Below are 23,428 nucleotides of genomic sequence, written 5' to 3'. Positions count from 1 at the left end.
GCATTGATCATTCACGGGAGCCGAACGTGGCGGGCGTTTCTTTGCGTCATATTGAAATTTTTCATGCGGTGGTCACTACCGGCAACCTGACGGAAGCGGCAACGCTGCTGCATACCTCGCAGCCCACCGTCAGCCGTGAGCTGGCGCGTTTTGAAAAGCTGATTGGTCTGCAACTGTTTGAACGCGTGCGCGGACGCCTGCAACCCACGGTACAGGGCTTGCGTCTTTTTGAAGAGGTGCAGCGATCCTGGTACGGACTGGACCGCATTATCAGCGCCGCCGAAGGATTACGTCAGTTTCGCCAGGGCGAGCTGTCGGTGGCCTGTCTGCCGGTGTTTTCCCAGTCACTGCTGCCGCTGCTGTGTCAGCCCTTTATGGCGCGCTACCCGGACCTCAGCCTGAATATCATTCCCCAGGAGTCACCGCTGCTGGAAGAGTGGTTGTCGGCGCAACGTTATGATCTGGGACTGACCGAAACCACACACACCCCGGCAGGCACCGAACGCAGCGCACTGTTTACCGGCGATGAAGTCTGTGTGCTGCCAGTACAGCATCCGCTGGCCAGTCGCGACTGCCTGACACCACAGGATTTCGCCGGGCAGCGTTATATCAGCCTGTCACGCACGGACAGCTACCGTCAGATTCTTGATGGCGTGTTTGCCGAACAGGGCGTCCAGCGGCACATGGTGATGGAGACACACAGTGCGGCGTCGGTATGTTCGATGGTCAGGGCAGGTGTAGGGGTATCGATTGTGAACCCGCTGACGGCGCTGGATTACGCCGACAGCGGAGTGGTGATACGGCGTTTCAGCATCGCCGTGCCGTTTACCGTCAGTCTGATTAGGCCGCGCCACCGCCCCGCATCGGCACTGGTCGATGCCTTCAGCCAGCATTTGCAACAGCAGGCGGGCCTGTTCAGCCAGCGCCTGCAACAACGACTCATTTAATGCGTTGCCCTGGCAGGCTGCGGCTGGCCGCGTGATCCCCGGAAGGTATAGAGGCAAACCAGCAGCCCAATCACTGCCAGTACGGCTGCCGAGACGGGCACCGCCGTCAGGCCGTAGCCACCGCCAATCACTGCGCCTCCCACCCAGGCACCCAACGCGTTACCGACGTTAAAGGCAGAGATATTCAGCGTCGACACCAGGTTCGGTGCATCTTTACCGTGGCGGACCACGTTGATTTGCAGCGCCGGAACCATTGCAAAGGTCGCCATCGCCCACAGGAACAGGGTAATTTCCGCCAGCCACAGTGAATGGCTGGTCCAGCTAAACAGCAGGGAGAACACCGCGATCAGCGAGAAGCTGAGGATCAGGCTGAACGACACTTTCCAGTCGGCCAGCTTACCACCGAGGATATTACCCACTGTCAGACCCGCGCCGATCAGGAACAGCGTCCAACTGACGCCTCGGTCCGTCATGCCCGTCACCTGCAACAACAGCGGCGCAATATAGCTGAATAAGGCGAACATCGCGGCGGCGAAAAACACTGTCATCAGCAACGACAGCCACAGCTTGCCGTTATTCAGCGCACTGACTTCTGATGCCAGATGTACCGGCTTCTCATTACGGTTAGTGGGCAGGCTGACGATCAGGCCGATAAAGGCCAGTACGCCAATCACCGCCACGCCCCAGAAGGTGGCACGCCAGCCAAACATCTGACCAAACCAGGTGCCCAGCGGCACACCCAGCACGTTGGCAAGCGTTAAGCCGGTAAACATCAGCGCAACGGCAGAAGCCTGTTTACCCGGTGCGACCAGGCTGGCTGCGACTACGGCACCGATACCGAAGAAGGCACCGTGACACAGCGCGGTCACGACGCGCGCCAGCATCAGCAGGTTATAGGTGTAAGCCAGCGCACAGAGAATATTCCCGACGATAAAAATCGCCATCAGCAGGATCAGCGTCCGTTTGCGCGGTAGCCTGGCCGTCAGCAATGCCATAATCGGAGCGCCAATCGCCACCCCCAGCGCGTAACCGCTGATCAGCCAGCCTGCCGATGGAATCGACACGCGCAGGTCATTCGCCACTTCCGGCAACAGCCCCATAATGACAAATTCAGTGGTGCCGATAGCAAAGGCACTCAACGCCAGCGCCAGTAATGAAACAGGCATGTCACACACTCCCAGGATAATTGGTGTAGAAGATAAATTTGATCTGCGTCACAGCAACGCATTAAAGCACAGCTAATGAACGCCTTACAGCCCGCTATCAGCAACTGTCTGTTGCCTGGGCAGCAAGAATCCTCTGGGTAGTGATGAATCGGTGAGAAAAATGCGATCGCACGCTCATTTTATCGTTTTTCTTCGCTATACTTTCCGTTAACTGGCCATTACATAAACCTTCCTAATCATTCAATTCTACGATTCATCTGAGTTTTGGAAATTTTACTTCAACGCTGCTGGCACCTCTTCGCCTTGTGACAGATTTGATGGAGCATTGATACATTAAAGTTCTGCGACAGATGGCCGATATGCCAGTAAATGAGGTTAAAAACCCTGCCATTGCTGTATCAACCATTACCAAGGAGACCCGATGCGACTCGTCATTTGCCTGCCAGCCCTGATTCTGGTCGGATGTTCCGTCGGAAAGTATCAGTACAGCAGTGAAGCGCACGACCGGGTGGATATGACTGTTACGGGTATTCCAACCGTGCTGGGCTTAGGTACGCTGGGTACCACCATCCCGCTGACGGCCGATTACAGCCTGACCGCGGCCCATGTGGCAAAATTCTCCATGTACCGGGTGAAGTCATATCATCCTGAGTGCGACCTGGCCGTGGTCTATCATAAAAATGATAATGTCCCGGCACCGCATTTCCGTAACGGCCTGATCGGTGACAAGATTAATCTCTACGGTTACAGCTTTATTTCGGCGATGCCGGTCGCATCGACGGGCACCAATCTGATCAATACCGGGCTAAAAAACACCTGGAATAAAGTCAGTTGCGTCGTGGTGGCGTCCGATGCAGGCGTGGTACAGGGCATGTCAGGTGGCGCTGTGTATAACGCGTCTGATGATTCGATTGGCGGGGTGATTGTCGGCTACAGCAAACGCATTAACGATATGAAAACGGGTAAGACGCTGTATAAAGACGTCTCGCTGTATGTGCCGTATGCCCGCTTTAAAGACTGGCTGAACGACGCGGTGAAATCCTGAGTTTCACCGCCGCGGGCGCTCCTCCTGCCGCCTGCACATGTCTCCCTTCCATCCCGGCATTTTCAGGATGTCCCTTTTTTCAATGAGTCCGGCATCCCATCATGGGGGCCAAAATCCTGCTTTGGCGGATCGTCCCAGCGATCCTCTCGCGTAGCGAGGTAGGCTGGATTTGTCGGATACCAGATGCGGTTCTCTTTCTTATTCGCCTCACCAACGATAATAAAGTGCGCTTCGCGATCGCTGTTATTGATAAAGGTATGGCAAATCCCGGTGCCTGCCGGGAACGCTACCGCATCACCGGGTGTTAAGCGATATAACTCGCCATTGATCCATACCTCCGGCTCCCCTTCCAGCACATAAGCAAACTCTTCTTCTGCACTTTCAGCATGCGGGTAGGACATGCGACGGCCAGGCAACAGACGTTCATGATGTATCCCGAGGCGCGTCAGACCGAGCGCCCTTCCCAGCGGCGCACCTATGGACATCAGCTCCTCGCTGTCGGGATAGTGTTCGTTATCTTCGCCCTCAAGCTCACGCCAGTGGCGGATAAAATCAGGTCGGGTCATGGCAGCCCTCTTTACGGTTGCAGTTTGAAAGTCCTTACTATTTGCTTTTTTTCCCGCGGAGGCAAAAAAAAACGGCCAGCGCTAAGGCTGACCGTTGATGTTACAAGCGTGCGTTTACTTGTTGCTTGGACGCAGTGCCGGGAACAGGATCACGTCACGGATGGTGTGGCTGTTGGTAAACAGCATCACCATACGGTCAATACCAATCCCCAGACCCGCCGTTGGCGGCAGGCCGTGTTCCAGCGCGGTGACATAGTCTTCGTCATAGAACATCGCTTCGTCATCACCGGCATCTTTCGCGTTAACCTGTTGCAGGAAACGTTCTGCCTGATCTTCCGCATCGTTCAGCTCTGAGAAACCGTTACCGATTTCGCGGCCGCCGATAAAGAATTCGAAACGGTCAGTGATTTCCGGGTTCTGGTCATTACGGCGCGCCAGCGGTGACACTTCGGCCGGGTATTCCGTGATGAACGTTGGCTGGATCAGATGCGCTTCTGCGGTCTCTTCGAAGATCTCAGTGACCAGACGGCCCAGACCCCAGCTCTTCTCTACTTTGATACCCAGAGACTGAGCAATCGCTACCGATTTATCAAAGTCGTCGAGATCGGTCAGGTCGGTCTGCGGACGGTATTTCAGAATCGCTTCTTTCATCGTCAGCTTCTCGAATGGCTTACCGAAGTCGAACTCCTGGTCGCCGTAAGGCACCACGGTGGAACCCAGAACATCCTGTGCCAGCGTACGGAACAGGCTTTCGGTCAGTTCGATCAGGTCTTTGTAATCCGCATACGCCATATAGAGTTCCATCATGGTGAACTCTGGGTTATGACGTGGCGAAATACCTTCGTTACGGAAGTTACGGTTGATTTCAAACACGCGGTCGAAACCACCCACCACGAGACGCTTCAGATACAGCTCGGGTGCGATACGCAGGTACATATCGATGTCCAGCGCATTGTGATGCGTGATAAACGGACGGGCAGACGCACCGCCAGGGATCACCTGCATCATCGGGGTTTCCACTTCCATAAACTCACGGCCGACCATAAAGCTGCGGATACCCGCCATGATCTGGGAGCGAATTTTGAAGGTGTTGCGCGAGTCGTCGTTCGAGATCAGGTCAAGATAACGCTGACGGTAACGGGTTTCCTGATCGGCCAGGCCGTGGAACTTGTCCGGCAGCGGGCGCAGTGCTTTGGTCAACAGGCGCAGTTCGCTACAGTGGATAGACAGTTCGCCGGTTTTAGTCTTAAACAACTTGCCGCGTGCGCCGAGGATATCGCCGAGATCCCACTTTTTGAACTGTTCGTTATAGATGCCTTCCGCCAGGTCATCGCGGGATACGTAAAGCTGAATACGGCCGCCCACATCCTGCAACGTCACAAAGGATGCCTTACCCATAATACGACGAGTCATCATACGGCCAGCCACGCTGACTTCGATGCCAAGGTCTTCCAGCTCTTCGTTCTCTTTACCACCAAACTCGGCGTGCAGGGTATCTGCGGTGCGGTCACGGCGGAAGTCGTTCGGGAATGCCACGCCAGTTTCACGCAGTGCGGCCAGTTTTTCGCGACGCGCTTTGAGTTCGTTATTCAGTTCAATGGCGGCATCAGCGGCCTGCGGTTGTTGTTCAGACATGTGAGTTCCTTATAAACCTGCTTTCAAACTTGCTTCAATGAAACGATCCAGATCGCCGTCCAGAACCGCCTGAGTATTGCGTGTTTCCACGCCTGTACGCAGATCCTTAATGCGGGAATCATCCAGCACGTAAGAGCGGATCTGGCTGCCCCAGCCGATGTCAGACTTGTTGTCTTCCGCCGTCTGTTTGTCAGCATTTTTTTTCTGCATTTCGTATTCGTACAGTTTGGCGCGCAACTGTTTGAAGGCCTGATCTTTGTTTTTATGCTGAGAGCGGTCATTCTGGCACTGCACAACAATGTTGGTCGGTAAGTGGGTAATACGCACCGCCGACTCCGTTTTGTTGACGTGCTGACCACCGGCACCGGAGGCGCGGTAAACGTCGATACGCAGGTCGGCCGGGTTAATGTCGATATCGATGTTGTCGTCCACTTCCGGGTAGATAAACACCGAACTGAAAGAGGTATGACGACGGCCACCGGAGTCAAACGGGCTTTTACGCACCAGGCGATGCACGCCGGTTTCAGTGCGTAACCAGCCAAACGCGTAGTCGCCGATGATTTTAATGGTGGCGGATTTGGTACCGGCCACTTCACCGTCAGACTCTTCGATAATTTCGGTTTTAAAGCCTCTCGCTTCAGCCCAGCGCAGGTACATACGCAGCAGCATGCTGGCCCAGTCCTGAGCTTCTGTCCCGCCGGAGCCTGCCTGGATATCCATGTAGCAGTCGGCGCTGTCGTATTCGCCGGAGAACATACGACGGAATTCTAATTCGCCGAGTTTCTTTTCCAGCACATCCAGTTCAGCAATCGCTTCATTGAAGGTGTCTTCATCATCGGCCTCAACGGCCAGCTCGAGCAGGCCTGAAACATCTTCCAGCCCCTGCTCCATCAGATCCAGTGTTTCCACAACGGCTTCTAATGCGGAGCGTTCTTTACCCAGCGCCTGGGCGCGTTCAGGTTCATTCCAGACATCAGGCTGTTCCAGTTCAGCGTTTACTTCCTGAAGACGTTCTTTCTTGGCATCATAGTCAAAGATACCCCCGAAGAACGCTGCTGCGCTCTGTGAGATCCTGAATACGGTTCTTTACCGGATTAATTTCAAACATGGTTTTAATCTTTTTAGGTGATCGAAATGGACGTAATAGTAACCACGCAGTTTAACCGAAATAGCGCACAGTTTGTAGCACTGAACACAATGGAGAATCGCCATGTCCGTTACCGATGCCCTGATGGCATTCACCTTTGCCGCCGTACTGCTGACGTTGACGCCGGGGCTGGATACCGCGTTGATTTTACGCACCGCCACGGTAGAGGGAACCCGGAAGGCCATTCAGGCTCAACTGGGCATTAATGCCGGCTGTCTGGCGTGGGCCGCTGCCGTGGCGTTTGGCCTCGGTGCACTGATTGCCGTGTCTGAGCTGGCTTATAACCTGTTGAAGTGGTGCGGAGCAGGCTACCTCGCCTGGCTTGGCGTGCAAATGTTGCTGAAACCTCGCCAGCAAATGGGCGACGTAACCCTGAGCAGCGGTAGCCAGAACGCGTTTCTACGCGGTTTTTTCGGCAATCTGCTCAATCCTAAAGTCGGGATTTTTTACGTCTCCTTCCTGCCACAGTTTATTCCGACCGGGCATTCGCCGGTGCTCTGGACCTTTGGACTGGTGCTAATCCATGTAGTGCTGGGCACGCTGTGGTCGGCGCTGCTGATTGGCAGCACGCGCAAACTGTCAGGGATATTAAAACAGGAAGGGGTGGTGAAGTGGCTCGACCGCACCACGGGCGCGGTGTTTTTATTGTTTGCTGCAAAACTGGCGTTAAGCCGCCGGCCGGGATGATGTGAAAAAGGGGCGACGGATCAGTAGCGTCATGGTCGCCCCCTACGGGTTAAATTTCCTCCAGGGGCTGACCTTCTGTGTCGGTCAGCCCGCCAGCACAATGGATGAGGTGAATTACAGCGCCCAGAGATGGTCGATGATCAGCTGCACATTACGGTTGCCGCGGAACTCGTTGATGTCCAGCTTGTAAGCCAGCTCAACCTGCTTCACGCTGGGATCGGGCCACAGAGCCGTATCAATGTTAAACGCGATACCGTCCAGCAAAGGGCCACCGCCCAATGGCTCAATCATCACTTTCAGATGACGCTCACCTACCAGCTTCTGCTGTAACAGCTTAAATTTGCCATCAAACGTCGGTTCAGGGAACGCCTGGCCCCAGGGGCCTGCTTCACGCAGCAGTTCCGCGGTGGGCAGCGTCAGCTCCTGCGCCATCAGTTCGCCGTCGGACCAGACCACGCCCTGAAGGGATTCCGCCTCCAGCCAGTCGCCCACCAGATCGGCAAAACACTGACGGAAACGTTCAAAGTTCGCCTCTTCCAGTGACAACCCTGCCGCCATCGCATGTCCACCAAATTTGATGATCAGCCCCGGATTAAGGGTATCCAGCCGCTCCAGCGCATCACGCATATGCAGCCCGGCAATCGAGCGTCCTGAGCCTTTCAGCGTGCCGTCGCCTGCGGGCGCAAAGGCGATCACCGGACGATGGAAACGCTCTTTCAGCCGCGAAGCCAGAATACCGACCACGCCCTGATGCCACTCTGGATGATACATCGCAATACCGAGCGGCAAAGCGTCACTGCTGCTTTCCAGACGATCGCAAAGCGCCAGCGCTTCTGACTGCATGCCCTGCTCTATCTCTTTGCGCGTCTGATTCAGTGCATCCAGCTCACTGGCAAGCATACGCGCCTGGCCCAGGTCTTCACTGAGCAATAGCGCCACCCCGACCGACATATCATCCAGCCGCCCGGCGGCATTGAGACGCGGGCCAAGGGCGAAACCTAAATCACTGGCGGCCAGCTGGCGCGCATCACGGTTGGCAATCTCCAGCAGTGCCCGTATGCCGGGACGACATTTGCCCGCACGAATACGGCTCAGCCCCTGCCAGACCAGGATGCGATTGTTGGCATCCAGCGGCACCACATCCGCCACCGTGCCGAGCGCGACCAAATCCAGCAGTTCTGCCAGATTCGGCAGCGTGGTCACGCCACTGTCGCGCAACTGTGCACGCAGTGCCAGCATCAGATAAAACGCCACGCCCACACCCGCCAGTGATTTGGACGGAAATTCGCAGTCGTTAAGATTGGGGTTAACAATGGCATCGGCAGCCGGCAGCGTATCGCCCGGCAAATGGTGATCGGTGACAACAACCGGAATGCCTTTTTCATGGGCCAGCGCCACGCCCGCATGGGAAGAGATGCCGTTATCTACGGTGACGATCAGCTGTGCACCGCGTGCAGCCGCCTGTTCTACCACTTCCGGGCTAAGGCCGTAGCCATCATCAAAACGGTTAGGCACCAGATATTTGATGTTCTGCCCGCCCATGCTGCGTAGCGCCAGTACCGTTAGCGCCGTGCTGGTGGCCCCATCGGCATCGAAATCGCCGACAATCATGATGCAGAGGTTATCGGCCAGTGCCCGTTGCAGGATGTCCACCGCCGCCTGAATACCGCTGAGTGACTGGAAAGGATGCAAATATTTCGCGCCGCGTTCCAGTTCACTGGCCTGGCGGATGCCCCGGCGGGCATACAGGCGACGTAACAATGGGTGAAGATCGGCAGGTAAGGCGGCCGTGTCCGTCGCCTCGCGACGACGGAGTTCAGTTGTGCTGTTCACGAATATCAGCCGCCGTTTTTCTGGCTGTCGAGGAATTTCTTCAGGTCCTGTGGATTCTGATAGCCAGGGATCATGCTGCCATTCTCAAGCAGAATAGCCGGGGTGCCCTGGATACCGTAAAGAATGCCCAATTTGTACTGCTGGCCGATATCGATTTTGCCGTCAATCGGCGATACAGCTTCACCTTTCATCGCGGCATCAAAGGCTTTGCGCGGTTCAGCGGCAGACCAGATAGATTTCATCTCTTTCGCCACATTGCCGTTCATCCCTTCACGCGGGAAGGCCAGATAACGCACGGTAATACCCAGCGCATTATAGTCAGCCATTTCCTGATGCAGCTTACGGCAATAGCCGCAGGTGATGTCGGTAAACACCGTCACCACGTACTGCTGTTTTGGCGCTTTATACACGATCATCTCTTTGCTCAACGCTTCAACTTTCTTTTCCAGCAGTTGATTGGTGACGTTGACCGGCTGACCGCCGCTGACATCATAGAGAGGCCCCTGTACGAAATGTTTGCCATCGTCGGTGACGTACAGCACACCGCTTTCGCTCAGCACGGTTTTAAACCCTGGCAGAGGCGAAGGCTGAATCTCGGTCTGCTGTAAGCCCAGCTTACTCAGAGACTGTTTAATCGCTGCATCATCAGCATAGGCCAGTCCGCTGGCCAGCGCGATGAGTCCCGAAAGTAACAGGAAATGTTTCTTCATTTTTTATGTCCTTATAGCCTGACTAAGCGGGCTGTATGTTTTTGTCGATCAGGCACGCGGATGATGCTGCTGATGGAGCTGGCGCAGCCGTTCTGTCGCTACGTGCGTGTAAATCTGGGTGGTTGATAAATCGCTATGACCCAACAACATCTGTACGACACGTAAATCCGCGCCGTGGTTCAGCAAATGGGTGGCAAAAGCATGACGCAGCACGTGCGGTGACAGTTTTGCGCTGTCGATGCCTGCTAGTGTGGCGTAATGTTTGATGCGATGCCAGAAAGTTTGCCGGGTCATTTGTTGCGCGCGGTTACTGGGAAATAGCACATCGAGCGACTGACCATTGAGCAACCAGGGGCGACCGTATTCGATAAACTGTTCGATCCAGTGGACCGCCTCTTCGCCCATCGGCACCAAACGCTCTTTGTTCCCTTTACCAATAACGCGCACCACGCCCTGGCGCAGGCTGATATCGCTGAGCGTCAGCCCGACCAGCTCTGTCACACGTAATCCGGTGGCATAAAGGAGTTCCAGCATCGCCTTATCGCGCAGCTCAATCGGCTGGTCCAGACAGGGCGCCTGCAATAACCTTTCCACCTGTGCCTCAGAGAGATCCTTGGGCAGGCGCTGCGGCAGTTTTGGCGACGAGAGTAAGGCACTGGGATCGTCCTCACGCAGCTTTTCGCGGTAGAGATACTGGAACAGGCGGCGCATGGCACTGAGCAAGCGCGCAGAGCTGGTCGCTTTGTATCCGCCTTCCAGCCGTTCAGCCAGAAAACCCTGCAAGTTGATCGCATCCACCGTCAGCAGAGAAAGTTGCTGGTGCTGCAACCAGCCACAGAGCGATCGCAGGTCAAGGCGGTAAGAAGCAACGGTGTTTTGCGCCAGATTACGCTCGATCCACAGCGCATCAAGAAATTGCTCAATCAGATCGTTATCCTGCACTTCAACCTCTCTAATCTGCGATTCTCATGACGCGGAGTGCGTTATATAAAATCACTTTACGCTTAAAAATCATAACCATGCAACATCACACTGCCGTACAAAGCCGCCCCATTATGCCTTATTCCTGCCCGATTCTGATATAATCGCGCCAGACTTTACGAAAAATGAGTTTCACTACCATGAATATCGGTCTGTTTTATGGATCCAGCACCTGTTACACCGAGATGGCGGCAGAGAAGATTCGTGACTTTATCGGTGACGATCTGGTGACGCTGCATAACCTGAAAGATGACTCTCCCACGCTGATGGAGCAGTATGATTTGCTGATCCTCGGTATTCCAACCTGGGATTTTGGCGAATTGCAGGAAGACTGGGAAGCCATCTGGACCGATCTGCCACAGCTCAATTTACAGGGAAAAGTGGTGGCACTCTATGGCATGGGTGACCAGGGGGAATACAGCGAATGGTTCCTCGATGCGTTAGGGATGCTGCATGAAGTGCTGGCTCCGTCCGGGGTACAGTTTGTCGGTTACTGGCCGCTGGAAGGCTATGAATTTACGAGCAAAAAACCACTGACTGCCGACGGCAAACAGTTTGTCGGCCTGGCGCTGGATGACATCAACCAGTTTGAGCAGACCGACGAACGTATTGCGCAATGGTGTGAACAGATCCTGACTGAGATGGCAGAACTGCTGTAATTCCGTCGCAAAAAATCAAAGGGCCGATCGAAAAAATGATCGGCCCCGACTGTCGGGGCGGAGTTTCTCTTTCGCTCCGCCCATGCCTTCAGAGGTTTATTTCCACAAACCGAAACGGCCTTCTTCCTCCTGCGCACTTTCAGTGCTCAACTCTGGCATTGCGGTCGCCGACAGACGATACCAGTCGATATTTCTCGTCAGCGCCATCACGGCTGCCAGTGCTGCCATCAGTACCCCCGTCCCCAGCAACAGCGCGCTGTCCTCCGATTGCAGTAACTGCCACAGCACCGCATCCAGCACCAGCAAACCCCCGACAAACATCAGACTGCGCCGCCATCCGCGTAGTACCGCCTGCAAATAGAAACCGTTGATCGCCGCACAGGTCAGGCTCGCCGTCAGCCAGGCAAGGTTAAACCCGATATGTTCGGACAGCGCCAGCAGCACCAGGAAGAACATCACCAGCGACAGCCCCACCAGCAAATACTGCATTGGGTGCACCCGCAACGCGGTCAGCGTTTCAAACAGGAAGAAAGCCATATAGGTCAGGCCAATCAGCAGAATGGCGTATTTCACCGCACGTTCAGTTTGCTGATATTGATCCACCGGGTTAACGACCATCGAACTGAAGGCCGGGAGCTTATCGCTGCTCACGGTAAAGTCATCACGCACTAGCGAATTGAGATTGTTAGCAAACCAACTGCTCTGCCAGCGTGCGGTGAAACCTTCAGGCGTAATCTGGTGTTGTTCAGGCAGGAAACTGCCGGTAAAACCCGGGTGCGGCCAGTTGCTCTTCAGATCAAAGGTGCTGTTTTTACCTAATGGCACCACTTCAAGCTGCTGTGTTCCCTGTAGTTTAAGCGTGAAGTTCAGCGCCAGGTTTTTCTCCTCTAACACGCTGTCCGGAAGCGCCACATGCAGGCCTTCACTGCTACCGGGAAGATCGCTGCCCGGCTGGAAATCCAGCTGTTGATCGCCAATATTCAGCGGTGTCACACTGCTGATCCCACGTGAGTCACCCACGCCCATCACCAGCCAGGGATTACCGAGGGTAATACCCGGCTTTTTAATATCGGCCAGTTGCTCGCTGTCGAAAGTGGCATTAATGGAGACGCCTGTACGCCAGACCTGCCCCTGATAAATACCCACCTTACGCTGTTCTACCTGCTGGTCACCCGCCACCCGCAGGTTTTTAGGCAGGTAATAACGCAGATGATTCTGCTGAACGGTGACTTCTTTACCATCGCGGGTTTCCGTAACGATTTCGCTCCATGGAATGGCGATCAACGGCCCGAAGAGACGCTGCGGACCACTGGTGCTCTGGCTGAGCTTATCGGCCACACTATCGCGCCATACGCTGCGCTCGGTAATCAATGAACTGAGCAGACTTAACGGTACCAGCAGCAGAAGCAGGCAGCCGATCAGCGTTAGCATTTTCCAGAATAAAGGGGTTTTCATCATGTTGGACTCTCCTGTGTCGATAACGCAGAAGATAGCCCCCCTGAATGGGGAGAAAATGAAGTTATGTGAAGGGACGGTGAAGTGGGCCGTTATTTTTTCACAGTGAGCTGAGCACAGACACCACCTTCCGGGCGTGACCTCAGGGTAATGTTGCCCTGATGCAAGCGGGCCACCTCCTGCACAAACGCCAGGCCCAGCCCGCTACTCTTCTCACCGTTACTGCGCGGCAGTGAATAGAAACGGTCGAAAATATGCGACATCGCATAGTCCGGAATACCGCTACCGCTGTCCAGTACGCGGAATATCACCTCATCGGCCGACTGACTGATCTGAATCCTCACCTCGCCCTCCAGAGGCGTAAAGTCGAGTGCATTATCCAGCAGATTTCCCAGCGCCTGCTCCAGCAATAGCACATCGGCCCGCACAGACAGCCCGTCAACGTCGGCGGCGTCGAAGGTCAGATGTTTACCCTGAGCCTGTACCGCCCGGCTGTCACACAGTGAAGTAACCAGAGGCAGCAGGCTAACCGACTGGCGCTGGATTTCAGGGCGGTTTTCCAGCGTTGCCTGGCGAAGCAAATTGTCGATCAACCGCTGCATACGGATATTCTGTTGCAGGATATTGGCAGAGAAACGCTGAACCACCTCAGCCGGAGGGCATTCACGCAGGATTTCCGCCGCACCGCGTATCGCCGCCAGCGGGCTTTTCAGTTCGTGGGTTAGCGCATGGGCATAATGCTCAATGTAACGCTTCCCTTCCAGCCGCAGACGCATACTCTCCAGCGCCTGCGCCAGCTTGCGTAACTCAGTGCTGTTCATCGCTGGCAGAGGTTGCGCATCGCCTTCTGTTACCGAGTCGGCATAACGTACCAGACGACCAACAGAGCGGTTAATCCACAGGACAAACCCCAGACCGATCAGCAAAGCAATGCCCAGCAGGGCTGCACCCGCCCAGAGAATACGGTGTTCACTGCGGCGGATCACCGGCACCATCGTACTGTTGGCTTTCCCCACGCTGATAACCCCAAGCAGCTTTGCGCCATCGCGCACCGGGGCCGCCACATACATCACCGAGCTGGCATCATCGTCAGGATTGCTGCGGGTACTGCGTGCACCGTACTCACCGCGCAGCGTCAGCAGAACATCATTCCAGCGCGAATAATCCTGCCCTGTCGCCACCCCGGAAGAGTCAAACAGCACAATCCCTTTCGCATCGGTGAGGTAAACACGATATTCATTGCGCCGCTTGGCGATGCCGCTGATATTGGCATGGACCGGGTAACCCCGCAGTTGCGAGAAAGCCTGCGCCAGCTGGCCCTGCTGCGGCTGACCGCTGAGGATATCTGCACGGGCGAACTGCGCCAACAATGTCGCGGTATCGACCAATGTACCTTCGGTGGCACGCCTTACCCCAGGTTTGATCTCCTTGAGGAAAATGCTAAGAACAAACCACGCGGCGACGGCAACAATAAGAAAATAGCCGAGCAGTAGACGCATTCCGATGCGCATCAGCCCGTCACCAGACTGTAACCCAGGCCACGATGGGTCATCAGCACCTGCTCGTGCGGGTTGATGTCGCGCAGTTTGGCACGCAGGGTTTTGATATGGGTGTCAACGGTACGATCAAGGCTCTCTTCCGCCTCTTTCCAGACCAGATTCATCAACTGCTGGCGTGAGAACACCCTGCCTGGCGAGAGCAGCAAGGTTTTCAACAACAGGTATTCATAACGCGTCAGTATCAGAGACTGATTGCACCATTGCACACGTGCAGCAGATTCATCGAGAGTGAACTGGCCAACGTTATAACGCGGAGACTGAGCAATGCGCTGCTGTTTTTGCAGTCGACGCAGCAGTGTGCGCACCCGCGCGCAGACTTCACGTGGGGAGAATGGCTTGGCAACATAATCGTCCGCGCCAATTTCCAGCCCCAGCAGGCGGTCAACTTCTTCGCTGCGGGCAGTAAGAAACAATACCGGCAGGTCAGGTTGCAATGCCAGCAATCGGCGGCACAGTTCAAAACCATTGATATCGGGCAGGCCAACGTCAAGGATCACCAGATCCGGTACCTGCAGCGGCAAGGCTTCCAGCAACGGCACACCGCGCGGGAACCAGCGGGTTTCGAACCCTTCCAGCTGCAGCATATATAACAATGTATCCGCAATGGCGGCTTCATCTTCTACCAGCCAGATGGTGGGGCTACTCATCCCGCGGTTCCTTTTCATTCAGCAGGTGTTGGCGCAGAAGCCGCCATTCGCTGCTGTCCATGCCATCGGCAAATAGCCATAACCGCTCGCGACGGCCTGCCGTGTTCTGTAATGTCAGCCGAATCGCCCGTTGCGTTAGCCACGGGCGGGAGGTCATGCGCCACTGGCACTGCGCCCAGACTATCACACGCCCCTTGTGCAGGGTGATCTCCCCCCGACAATGCCGGATACGATGTCGACTGCACTGGCACTCCAGAAGAACCAGCAGCAGTAACAGGATGCGTGGCAATGAGGCGCTGTCCGGCCAGGGTGCCAGCAGCAGCGCCAGGATCAACGTGCCATGCAGTACCAGCGATAACGTTTGTGCGCGCCGGGAGGCCCGCAGATTACATCGCCACCGGACCACGTGCTCGGTTTCTGTCCTGAATTAATGCCACCATCCGTTGCAGCTCAGCATCAGCGGGTTCACCGTGATTCATCAGCCAGTTAAACAAATCGGGGTCATCACTCTCCAGCAGACGTACGAAGAGCTGTTTGTCTTCATCGGTCAGTGAATCAAACTCATACTGGAAAAACGGCATGATGGAGATATCGAGTTCGCGCATGCCACGACGGCATGCCCAGTGAATACGTGATTTATTTGAAATATCCATGTCACTCTGCGTCGGTTAACCAAACAGGGTGCACAGTGTACCGCTTTTTTGCGCTACTGTTGATTCAGCAATTATCACCCTGCGCGTCAGCCCGCAAAACAGTGGCATCAGTTACAGGGTTATCACGCGTTTTGTGCCGCATTTTCCGGAAACAGGTTGCAAAGCCGTGCTGCTCTTTTAACATGAGAAACAGATTTTCATCCCCTGCTTACTTTAGGACTGAATTATGCCGACGATTTCTTTCCCGCCGCGTCAACCCGCCGCATCAGCCCGCTTGCCGTTAACGCTGATCTCACTGGAAGCGTGGGCGCTGGTGAACGCAACAGGTGCCGATCGCATCAGCTATTTGCAGGGGCAAGTGACTCTGGATGTGGCCGCGCTGGGTGCCGAACAACATCGCCCTGCAGCACACTGTGATGCTAAAGGAAAGATGTGGAGCAACCTGCGCCTGTTTCATCGCGGTGAAGGCCTTGCCTTTATTGAGCGCCGCAGCTTGCGCGATAACCAGCTGGTGGAACTAAAAAAATATGCCGTCTTTGCCAAAGTCACGCTGGTAGCCGACGATGAATCGGTGCTGCTCGGTGTTGCCGGTTTTCAGGCCCGTGGCGCGCTAACGGATCTGTTCAGCGTGCTGCCTGATGCAGAGTCTCCGGTGGTTCAGGATGGGGAGAGCACGCTGTTATGGTTTGATCTGCCAGCCGAGCGCTTTCTGCTAGTCACCTCTCAGGCCAAAGCCGAAGAGGTGCGTAAAAAACTGGCTGATTCAGCACAGCTCAACGACAGCTCACAGTGGCTGGCGCTGGAAATTGAAGCCGGTTTCCCGGTGATTGATGCTGAGACCAGCGCACAGCTGATCCCACAGGCCACTAACCTGCAGGCACTGGATGCTATCAGCTTTAAGAAAGGCTGCTATACCGGGCAGGAAATGGTCGCCCGCGCAAAATTTCGTGGGGCCAATAAGCGTGCGCTCTACTGGCTGGCGGGCAAGGCGGGCATCGTGCCTGCAGCAAACGATGCGCTGGAAATGAAGATGGGTGAGAACTGGCGCCGTACCGGCACTATTCTGGCCGCGTGCCAGCTCGACAACGGTGACGTCTGGATTCAGGCCGTGATGAACAACGATCTGGACGCGGATACCGTGCTACGTGTGCAAGGGGATGAGGGCGGCGAACTGGCGATCCAGCCGCTGCCCTATGAGATCACCGCCGGTTAATCAGCACGGGGTTACACCACATACAGGTAGATGGCCAGAAAGTGACACAACGATCCACCGAGAACGAAGCCATGCCAGATGGCATGGTTGTAGGGAATGCGCTTCGCCACATAGAAAATCACCCCAAGTGAGTAGATGATCCCGCCTGCAGCCAGTAACCACACGCTGCCCGCAGGCAGGGTCATTACCATCTGATACAGCACAATCACCGACAGCCAGCCCATCAACATGTAGGTGACCAGCGACAGTGCTTCAAATCGGTGGGCAAACACCAGCTTAAACAACACGCCAGTCAACGCCAGCCCCCAGATGACCACCATCAGCCAGTGCGCCAGCGGCGACTTCAATCCTACCAGTAGAAATGGCGTGTAGGTGCCAGCAATCAGCAGATAAATAGCCGAGTGGTCGAGTTTTTTGAGCCAGAATTTCGCCCGTTCACCCGGTATAGAATGATACAGGGTGGAGGCCAAAAACAGCAGAATGATACTGCCGCCATACAGGCTGTAGCTGATGATCGCCAGCGCACCAGCCCGGTTATCAATCGCCTGGTCCAGCATCAGGACCAGACCAATAACACCCAACAGGCAGCCGATGCCGTGGCTGATGCTATTCGCAATCTCTTCCGCCACTGAATACCCGCCCGTCAGTACTTTTTGCTTCACCATATCAACCCTTTTTCCGGTTCTTGCTACTCCGCCATCACTCGTTGTGCTGGCGGAAAAATCATCACCGCTAGCCTAACTGACAATAATTTCAGGGTACACATGTAAGCTAAAATATTGTGTGTAATCATGCAACGCACATTCTTTCGCGAAATACGCAAACGTTTCCCTTACAATACGGGCAAACTTTTTTCAGGGCATAAGTGAGACAGGTGATGTCAGACAGGGTAGCAGCCTTAGATTTCGGCGCGATGACAGAAGTCGTACAGTTTTTAATGGAGCTGGACAAACTAAAAGGCGTGGAGCGCCGTACCCGACTGCTCAGCAATGCACGTCAGGAAAACTCAGCGGAGCACAGCTGGCACCTGGCAATGGCGGCCATGAGTCTGGCCCCCTTCTCTCAGGCTACCATTGATGTTCAGCACGCCACGCAGTTGGCGCTTTTACATGATGTGGTTGAGATCGATGCAGGTGACGTCCTCGTGTACGACATCGCCGCGCGTGATGCCATTCAGGAACAGGAAGTGGCTGCCGCCGGACGTATTTTTGGGTTACTGCCCACCGAGTTGAGCCAACGTTTCCGCGCGCTGTGGGATGAATATGAAGCCGGAGAAACTGCAGAGGCGCGTTTTGCAAATATGCTCGACCGCGCCCTGCCCATCATGCTTAACCTGCACAATCAGGGCCAGAGCTGGAAAGAGAATGGTATCCGCCTGGAGCAGGTGGAAGCACGTAACGTCAAGCTGGCGGAGCAGTGGCCGGAGCTATGGGGCTATTTGAAGCAGCATCTGGACAATGCCCATGCGCAGGGCTGGTTGCTTTAGCCGCTTAGCGAGCGGCCGGGGGGGCTGACGGGAAAGCAAGGTCGGCCCTAAAACAGTTATACTTGCACTGTCAGTTTCTGCGCCCTGCCCGGTACTGGTTTGTCGCGCCCATCGCGTGTAATTGCCGGGTCCCGGCACTTTTCTTCGCCGGATTTTTCGTCAGTGGGAAGGTCCTTTTACGCGCCACAATCACATTCAGACAGCCCAGCGCAGGCAAGTGGGTGCTGATCATCTTGCCTCCCTGTCGATTCCACGGCAGCACCTGAAAACTGATGCTCTGCATCACTTCGTAATTCAGCAGACTCAGCCAGTCCAGCAGTCTCATCTGAGTAAACATTCGACTGTTCCATGGGATCCGTCGGTGCAGACCCGGGATAAGTTTACCTATCCCCAGAACGCTGAAGAGGTTAAAACCGCTGATAATCATCCAGCCGTCATCGATAAGCACCCTGTCGACTTCACGGAGCACCCTGTGTGGATCACTGCTCCACGCCAGCGTATGTGCCAGCAGGCAGGCATCCACTGACTTGGACTCAAACGGTAGACTAAGAGGATCGGCCCTGACCTGAAGCGACTCACCGCTCAACCCTACATTCACCTGGTGTGAGATAGCACAGCTTTCAGTGTCGATTTCAGCACTCAGGTTACCGATTTTCAGCAAATGGAAGCCGTAAAGTTTGCTGAGACAGGGCCGCAGTTGGTGTGACAGAGCATCACGATAAAATTCACCGCAGGGTATCTGCGCCCAGGACTCTGGCACATGACGGATTTGGCGTGTTTTAGCAGGCTTCATGCTTTACCATCTTCTTTCCCTTGCGAGCATCCAGGAGCGATAATAATGAATCTTACCAGTATTCCAGCCCTGCAGGACAACTACATCTGGACCTTACATGATGATACAGGTCATTGCCTGATTGTTGACCCCGGCGAAGCGGCTCCGGTGTTACGCATGATTGAACAAAACCAGTGGCAGCCTGTGGCGATTTTGCTCACACATCATCATCATGATCATGTGGGTGGCGTGGCCGAACTGGTCTCTCATTACCCTGATTTAGCGGTGTATGGCCCAGAAGAAACGCGCGTTAAAGGGGCTAAAACTATCGTCAGTGAAGGTGATATCGTGTCGGTTTTGGGTCGAGATTTTACGATTTATGCCACGCCCGGCCACACTTTAGGACATATCTCATATTTCAGTTTCCCTTACCTTTTTTGCGGGGACACTCTTTTTTCAGGTGGATGCGGTAGGTTATTTGAAGGCACAGCAGAACAGATGTTCTATTCTTTTCAAAAACTTAATGAACTGCCTGATGAAACACTGGTTTGTTGCGCACATGAATATACGTTATCGAATTTAACCTTTGCACACGCTATTTATCCCCAAGAGACCGAAATAGCACGCTATTACCGAGAAATTAAGGAGTTACGCGCAAAAAATGCCATAACATTGCCTACAAAACTGGCATTGGAGCGAAAAATAAATGTTTTTTTACGCTCGCAAGACATTGAATTACAGAAACAAATAGGAATAGAAACAACTCCGCAACATGAATGGCAGGTATTTGCGGTTCTACGCGAGAAGAAAGACGCTTTTTAATATTTTTGGTTGTGTTGTCGGGATCGAGCACGTATTATTGCTCGTCTTTTAAGCGAACTATTGACACACACATGAAGGCTAAAGCGATATTACTCGCCTCAGTCTTGCTGGTCGGATGCCAGGCGTCAAGGCACGATGCTAACATCCCCGAACAGCATGCACAGAGTTTGTCTTCGGCAGGTCAAGGTGAAAATGGACAGTACTCAGATGAAATGTTGTCGCCGCGCTGGCAGGACGATGGAACGTCACTTGCGCAAGACAGAGATCTGTGGAATTTCATTAGCGACGAGCTGAAGATGAAGATTCCGGATAATTACCGGATACGCGAACAAAAACAGAAGTACCTGAGTAACAAGAGCTATCTCCACGATGTAACATTACGGGCAGAGCCGTATATGTACTGGATTGTCGAGCAGATTAAGCAACGTAAAATGCCGATGGAACTGGTACTACTACCCATAGTGGAGAGCGCTTTTGATCCCCATGCTACATCATCTGCGAATGCCGCTGGCATCTGGCAGATTGTGCCGCAGACGGGACGAAATTATGGTCTTAAACAGACCCAGTGGTATGACGGACGACGCGACATTGTCGCATCGACCAAAGTTGCTCTGGACATGATGCAGCGCCTTAACGGCATGTTTGACGGTGACTGGTTATTAACCATTGCCGCCTATAACAGCGGTGAAGGTCGTGTACTCAAAGCGATAAAAGCCAATAAGGCTAAAGGTCGACCAACAGATTTCTGGTCACTTGCGCTGCCACGAGAAACTACGGTCTATGTGCCTAAAATGCTGGCTTTAGGGCAGATCCTTAAAAACAGTAAGCGTTATGGCGTACGTCTGCCGGCACCTAATGAAGCACGCGCTCTGGCGCGAGTAGAAGTAGGCCAGCAGATTGAGCTGACACAGGCAGCCGAAATGGCTGGCATGTCATTGAGCAAGCTGAAGAGCTTTAATACCGGCTACAAACGCGGTACGACGGCACCAAATGGTCCTCATTACATTATGGTTCCGAAGTCCAACGTAGCTAAACTGCGTAACTCACTGGCAAGCGGTGACATCTCAGCGGTACAGCCAACTTCTCTTGCCAGGAACAGTGTTTCTCCTGCCTCTTACAAGGTGCGCAGCGGTGATACTCTTTCAGGCATTGCCAAGCGTCTCGGGGTTCCGGTGAAAGATCTGCAACGTGCCAATAATCTGCGCGGTGTCAGTATCAAACCCGGTCAGACATTGAGCCTGGGTAACAGCAGTACGCGACTGGCAGATAACGGCGACAGCATCACCTACCAGGTACGTAAGGGTGATTCTCTGGCCAGTATCGCAAAACGTCACGGCGTAAACATCAAGGATGTTGTTCGCTGGAATAGCGTCGCCAGTAATACGAAAAACATTCAGCCTGGCGATAAGTTAACGCTGTTTGTTAACAATAATGCGACGCCAGACAGTTAACTGTTAGCCACTGCGGATGAAAATCCACACAAAAAAGCCCGTCTATGACGGGCTTTTTTTATGGCCGAATGGCCTCGATAAAGATGATATCGGTACTGAAACTGCCATCAGGCTGCAAAGCATAGTAGCGCTGCACTTCGTCAGGTGCTGAATGCTGATAGGCCCGGATCGCCTTTACCATCACATCAGGTGTACGCATTCTCTCTATCCAGCTACTGAACTCCAGATCGAGACGATCCTGCGAGACAGCCTGTATCACCAGCCCACTCTCTGTCATTAATGCCAGCCACTCACCGGGGCTGTAATCCTGCACATGAGAGGTATCACGCAAGGCTTCCACCGTCTGTAACCAGATATTCAGTACCGGATTGCCCGGTGCACTGACATCCATAAATATCACTTTACCTCCGGGTTTCAATACCCGACGGACTTCACGCAATGCACTTCCGACATCGTGCCAGTGATGCGCTGAATACCGGCTGATCACCACATCAAACTCTGCATCCGCAAAAGGCAGGTTTTCCGCATAGCCCTGCCGGGTTGTCAGGTGATGGTAGCCGCGTTCGAGCGCTGTTGCTCGCACCACTGCCAGCATTTTCTCCGACAGATCGTACGCGACCACTTCTTTAACATGCTGGGCAGCAATGAAACTGGCATGCCCGGCTCCGCAGCCCATATCAAGGACCTTCGCCTCTGATGCGTCACACAGCCGTTCTGCCAATCGTACGAGGTCACGCCCCTCCGCATGGACTACGCTGGTCAGATAAGCGCCTGCCTGTTCACCGAACTGTTTATCGACGTTATCATGGTGCTTTGTTGCCATTCTGAATAGTGTCCTTGTTTATGCGTAATCCGTAGGGTGAGCATCAAACTCAACCAGCAGTGGATTGTGGTCGGATGCACGGGTAACCAGTACCGAAGCCTCTGCGACACTCATCCCGCGATAAAAAACAAAATCCAGGGGTCGACCAAACGCTTTGCGCCGATGATCGTCGGTGAAACGGACTTCACGTAGCCCCATTTCACGAGAAAAACGATATAGCGCATTGATCCGCTGACGGCTCCACGCATTAAAGTCACCCGCCATAATCACCGGGCCCTGGTGATGAATAATCTGTTCGCCGATCGGTCCGAGCTGTTTACTGTAAACATCAATGCCCAGACTGAAGTTCACCGCATGAATATTAACGACCATCAGCATCTGGCTACCGGGTAACGGATAGGCCGTGACCAGTGCCGATTTAGCCAGCCTGAGAAGCGGCTCACGCTCGCGCAAAGGGCAACAGTAGACAGGATGAGCAGAGGCCAGTGTCATGACGCCTGATGGGTGCTGAGGCAATACAAAAGCAGGCACCTGGTCAGCAGCAAGATAATGAGTGGTGGCGAAACGCACCAGTTCTGGTGTCGTTTGCGCCTCTTGTAGCAGAACAAGGTGAGCATCTTTACCAAAATTTTGCAAAACCGAGAGCCAGTCTGCGCGCTGTTGCTTGAAAATATTCCACACCAGCACTTTCAGGCGGGTTTCTGTGGTGAGTGGCGCACCGGGCGGCAATGCCTGTCCGACATGCAGCATCGCCACGGGAGGAAAAATACGCTCCGCTGGCTGGCCTGCTACGTATCTCATGGCATAAGTCTTTTTTTGCACGTTACCGCCTGCACTTTTTACAGCTGAATGGGTTTACCATCTATCAGTTATAGGGACTTTGTTGCCTACTTTCAATCGGCGGGAGCCAATTCGCACGGGATTGTACGTAAGGAAATGAAAATAAAAAATACAAATACAAAAAAGCCCTGACTCTTATGAGTCAGGGCTTTCTGTTTAAGTGGCGGAACGGACGGGGCTCGAACCCGCGACCCCCTGCGTGACAGGCAGGTATTCTAACCAACTGAACTACCGCTCCACCGATTCTGTACTGACCTCAGACTACGTCTGAATTCAGGTGTTTCGCCCTTACCTTGTCAGGGGTAAGGTCACAACCCGGTTACGGGTCTTA

The 23,428-nt window shown here is 54.2% G+C and carries 24 protein-coding genes and 1 tRNA gene; 8 read left to right on the top strand and 17 right to left on the bottom strand.

What is annotated here, in order from left to right:
- The first annotated feature begins 26 nt into the window (after positions 1-26).
- Complete coding sequence (locus tag FY046_RS16830) at positions 27-947, top strand: LysR family transcriptional regulator (protein ID WP_339505035.1); 921 nt, start codon at positions 27-29, stop codon at positions 945-947.
- Here FY046_RS16830 and FY046_RS16825 read toward each other — a convergent pair.
- Positions 944-2,113, bottom strand: coding sequence for an MFS transporter (locus tag FY046_RS16825; protein ID WP_133846109.1), 1,170 nt, complete (start codon positions 2,111-2,113; stop codon positions 944-946). The two genes, FY046_RS16830 and FY046_RS16825, sit on opposite strands and share 4 nt — an antisense overlap.
- Positions 2,114-2,534: 421 nt before the next feature.
- Here FY046_RS16825 and FY046_RS16820 point away from each other — a divergent pair, with 421 nt between their 5' ends.
- The gene (locus tag FY046_RS16820) at positions 2,535-3,158 is read left to right on the top strand and encodes a serine protease (protein WP_133846110.1); all 624 of its coding nucleotides are present in this window, start codon (positions 2,535-2,537) and stop codon (positions 3,156-3,158) included.
- A gap of 62 nt (positions 3,159-3,220) precedes the next feature.
- Here FY046_RS16820 and FY046_RS16815 read toward each other — a convergent pair whose 3' ends face one another.
- From FY046_RS16815 to prfB, 3 genes are all read right to left on the bottom strand, one after another.
- The gene (locus FY046_RS16815) at positions 3,221-3,724 is read right to left on the bottom strand and encodes a cupin domain-containing protein (protein WP_159337899.1); all 504 of its coding nucleotides are present in this window, start codon (positions 3,722-3,724) and stop codon (positions 3,221-3,223) included.
- A 114-nt stretch (positions 3,725-3,838) separates the two neighbouring features.
- Positions 3,839-5,359 carry a lysine--tRNA ligase gene (lysS, locus tag FY046_RS16810; RefSeq protein ID WP_446186301.1) on the bottom strand — a complete coding sequence of 507 codons (1,521 nt, stop codon included), beginning with the start codon at positions 5,357-5,359 and terminating at the stop codon, positions 3,839-3,841.
- A 9-nt stretch (positions 5,360-5,368) separates the two neighbouring features.
- Positions 5,369-6,467, bottom strand: a protein-coding gene (prfB, locus tag FY046_RS16805; RefSeq protein WP_133846113.1) for a peptide chain release factor 2 whose coding sequence is annotated in 2 segments (ribosomal slippage) — positions 5,369-6,391 and positions 6,393-6,467 — 1,098 coding nt in all. Because the reading frame shifts where the segments join, the coding sequence is not laid out codon by codon here.
- 102 nt (positions 6,468-6,569) lie between these two features.
- On the opposite strand from prfB, the gene FY046_RS16800 reads away from it, so the two are divergent.
- The gene (locus tag FY046_RS16800; protein ID WP_446186300.1) at positions 6,570-7,193 is read left to right on the top strand and encodes a LysE family translocator; all 624 of its coding nucleotides are present in this window, start codon (positions 6,570-6,572) and stop codon (positions 7,191-7,193) included.
- A 114-nt stretch (positions 7,194-7,307) separates the two neighbouring features.
- Here the strand turns inward: FY046_RS16800 and recJ are convergent, their stop codons facing one another.
- Genes recJ through xerD form a run of 3 tightly spaced genes read right to left on the bottom strand, consistent with a single transcriptional unit; the run spans position 7,308 to position 10,678 of the window.
- The gene (gene recJ, locus FY046_RS16795; protein WP_133846115.1) at positions 7,308-9,026 is read right to left on the bottom strand and encodes a single-stranded-DNA-specific exonuclease RecJ; all 1,719 of its coding nucleotides are present in this window, start codon (positions 9,024-9,026) and stop codon (positions 7,308-7,310) included.
- Positions 9,027-9,031: 5 nt separating this feature from the next.
- Positions 9,032-9,736, bottom strand: a complete 705-nt coding sequence (dsbC, locus tag FY046_RS16790) for a bifunctional protein-disulfide isomerase/oxidoreductase DsbC (RefSeq protein ID WP_133846116.1) — start codon at positions 9,734-9,736, stop codon at positions 9,032-9,034.
- A gap of 48 nt (positions 9,737-9,784) precedes the next feature.
- Positions 9,785-10,678, bottom strand: coding sequence for a site-specific tyrosine recombinase XerD (xerD, locus tag FY046_RS16785; RefSeq protein ID WP_133846117.1), 894 nt, complete (start codon positions 10,676-10,678; stop codon positions 9,785-9,787).
- Between the two features lie 179 nt (positions 10,679-10,857).
- On the opposite strand from xerD, the gene fldB reads away from it, so the two are divergent.
- Positions 10,858-11,376 carry a flavodoxin FldB gene (gene fldB / locus FY046_RS16780; protein WP_133846139.1) on the top strand — a complete coding sequence of 173 codons (519 nt, stop codon included), beginning with the start codon at positions 10,858-10,860 and terminating at the stop codon, positions 11,374-11,376.
- Positions 11,377-11,472: 96 nt separating this feature from the next.
- Here fldB and creD read toward each other — a convergent pair whose 3' ends face one another.
- From creD to sdhE, 5 genes are all read right to left on the bottom strand, one after another.
- Positions 11,473-12,834, bottom strand: a complete 1,362-nt coding sequence (gene creD, locus FY046_RS16775; RefSeq protein WP_133846118.1) for a cell envelope integrity protein CreD — start codon at positions 12,832-12,834, stop codon at positions 11,473-11,475.
- 89 nt (positions 12,835-12,923) lie between these two features.
- Positions 12,924-14,342 carry a two-component system sensor histidine kinase CreC gene (gene creC, locus FY046_RS16770; protein ID WP_446186299.1) on the bottom strand — a complete coding sequence of 473 codons (1,419 nt, stop codon included), beginning with the start codon at positions 14,340-14,342 and terminating at the stop codon, positions 12,924-12,926.
- Positions 14,342-15,037, bottom strand: coding sequence for a two-component system response regulator CreB (gene creB / locus FY046_RS16765; protein ID WP_133846120.1), 696 nt, complete (start codon positions 15,035-15,037; stop codon positions 14,342-14,344). The genes creC and creB overlap by 1 nt, the downstream gene beginning before the upstream one ends.
- Positions 15,030-15,443, bottom strand: coding sequence for a protein YgfX (locus tag FY046_RS16760; RefSeq protein WP_133846121.1), 414 nt, complete (start codon positions 15,441-15,443; stop codon positions 15,030-15,032). The genes creB and FY046_RS16760 overlap by 8 nt, the downstream gene beginning before the upstream one ends.
- The gene (gene sdhE, locus FY046_RS16755) at positions 15,424-15,690 is read right to left on the bottom strand and encodes an FAD assembly factor SdhE (protein WP_133846122.1); all 267 of its coding nucleotides are present in this window, start codon (positions 15,688-15,690) and stop codon (positions 15,424-15,426) included. Before sdhE ends, FY046_RS16760 begins: the two co-directional genes overlap by 20 nt.
- A 226-nt stretch (positions 15,691-15,916) precedes the next feature.
- Here sdhE and ygfZ point away from each other — a divergent pair, with 226 nt between their 5' ends.
- Positions 15,917-16,903 carry a tRNA-modifying protein YgfZ gene (gene ygfZ, locus FY046_RS16750; RefSeq protein ID WP_133846123.1) on the top strand — a complete coding sequence of 329 codons (987 nt, stop codon included), beginning with the start codon at positions 15,917-15,919 and terminating at the stop codon, positions 16,901-16,903.
- 11 nt (positions 16,904-16,914) lie between these two features.
- Here the strand turns inward: ygfZ and trhA are convergent, their stop codons facing one another.
- Positions 16,915-17,568 carry a PAQR family membrane homeostasis protein TrhA gene (gene trhA / locus FY046_RS16745; RefSeq protein ID WP_133846124.1) on the bottom strand — a complete coding sequence of 218 codons (654 nt, stop codon included), beginning with the start codon at positions 17,566-17,568 and terminating at the stop codon, positions 16,915-16,917.
- 212 nt (positions 17,569-17,780) lie between these two features.
- On the opposite strand from trhA, the gene FY046_RS16740 reads away from it, so the two are divergent.
- The gene (locus tag FY046_RS16740; protein ID WP_133846125.1) at positions 17,781-18,389 is read left to right on the top strand and encodes an HD domain-containing protein; all 609 of its coding nucleotides are present in this window, start codon (positions 17,781-17,783) and stop codon (positions 18,387-18,389) included.
- A gap of 70 nt (positions 18,390-18,459) precedes the next feature.
- On the opposite strand, the gene FY046_RS16735 is transcribed toward FY046_RS16740, so the two are convergent.
- A complete protein-coding gene (locus tag FY046_RS16735; protein ID WP_133846126.1) occupies positions 18,460-19,182 on the bottom strand; it encodes a class I SAM-dependent methyltransferase in 723 nt (240 codons plus the stop codon).
- A gap of 45 nt (positions 19,183-19,227) precedes the next feature.
- Between FY046_RS16735 and gloB the strand changes: the two genes are divergently transcribed.
- Together gloB and mltD are read left to right on the top strand one after the other, a co-directional pair.
- On the top strand, positions 19,228-19,983 hold the full coding sequence (gene gloB / locus FY046_RS16730) for a hydroxyacylglutathione hydrolase (RefSeq protein ID WP_159337894.1): 756 nt from the start codon (positions 19,228-19,230) through the stop codon (positions 19,981-19,983).
- A 71-nt stretch (positions 19,984-20,054) separates the two neighbouring features.
- Positions 20,055-21,434 carry a murein transglycosylase D gene (gene mltD, locus FY046_RS16725; protein WP_133846128.1) on the top strand — a complete coding sequence of 460 codons (1,380 nt, stop codon included), beginning with the start codon at positions 20,055-20,057 and terminating at the stop codon, positions 21,432-21,434.
- Positions 21,435-21,492: 58 nt separating this feature from the next.
- Here the strand turns inward: mltD and FY046_RS16720 are convergent, their stop codons facing one another.
- The 3 genes from FY046_RS16720 to FY046_RS16710 form a co-directional block, all read right to left on the bottom strand.
- A complete protein-coding gene (locus FY046_RS16720) occupies positions 21,493-22,257 on the bottom strand; it encodes a class I SAM-dependent methyltransferase (protein ID WP_133846129.1) in 765 nt (254 codons plus the stop codon).
- Between the two features lie 18 nt (positions 22,258-22,275).
- Positions 22,276-23,079, bottom strand: a complete 804-nt coding sequence (locus FY046_RS16715) for an endonuclease/exonuclease/phosphatase family protein (RefSeq protein WP_159337892.1) — start codon at positions 23,077-23,079, stop codon at positions 22,276-22,278.
- A 179-nt stretch (positions 23,080-23,258) separates the two neighbouring features.
- Positions 23,259-23,335: transfer RNA gene (locus FY046_RS16710), tRNA-Asp, on the bottom strand.
- Positions 23,336-23,428: the final 93 nt, after the last annotated feature.

It is taken from the genome of Erwinia sp. 1181_3, from assembly GCF_052824965.1.
The sequence above is the reverse complement of the archived record's forward strand: the minus strand, read 5'-3'. Positions and strand labels throughout refer to the sequence as shown.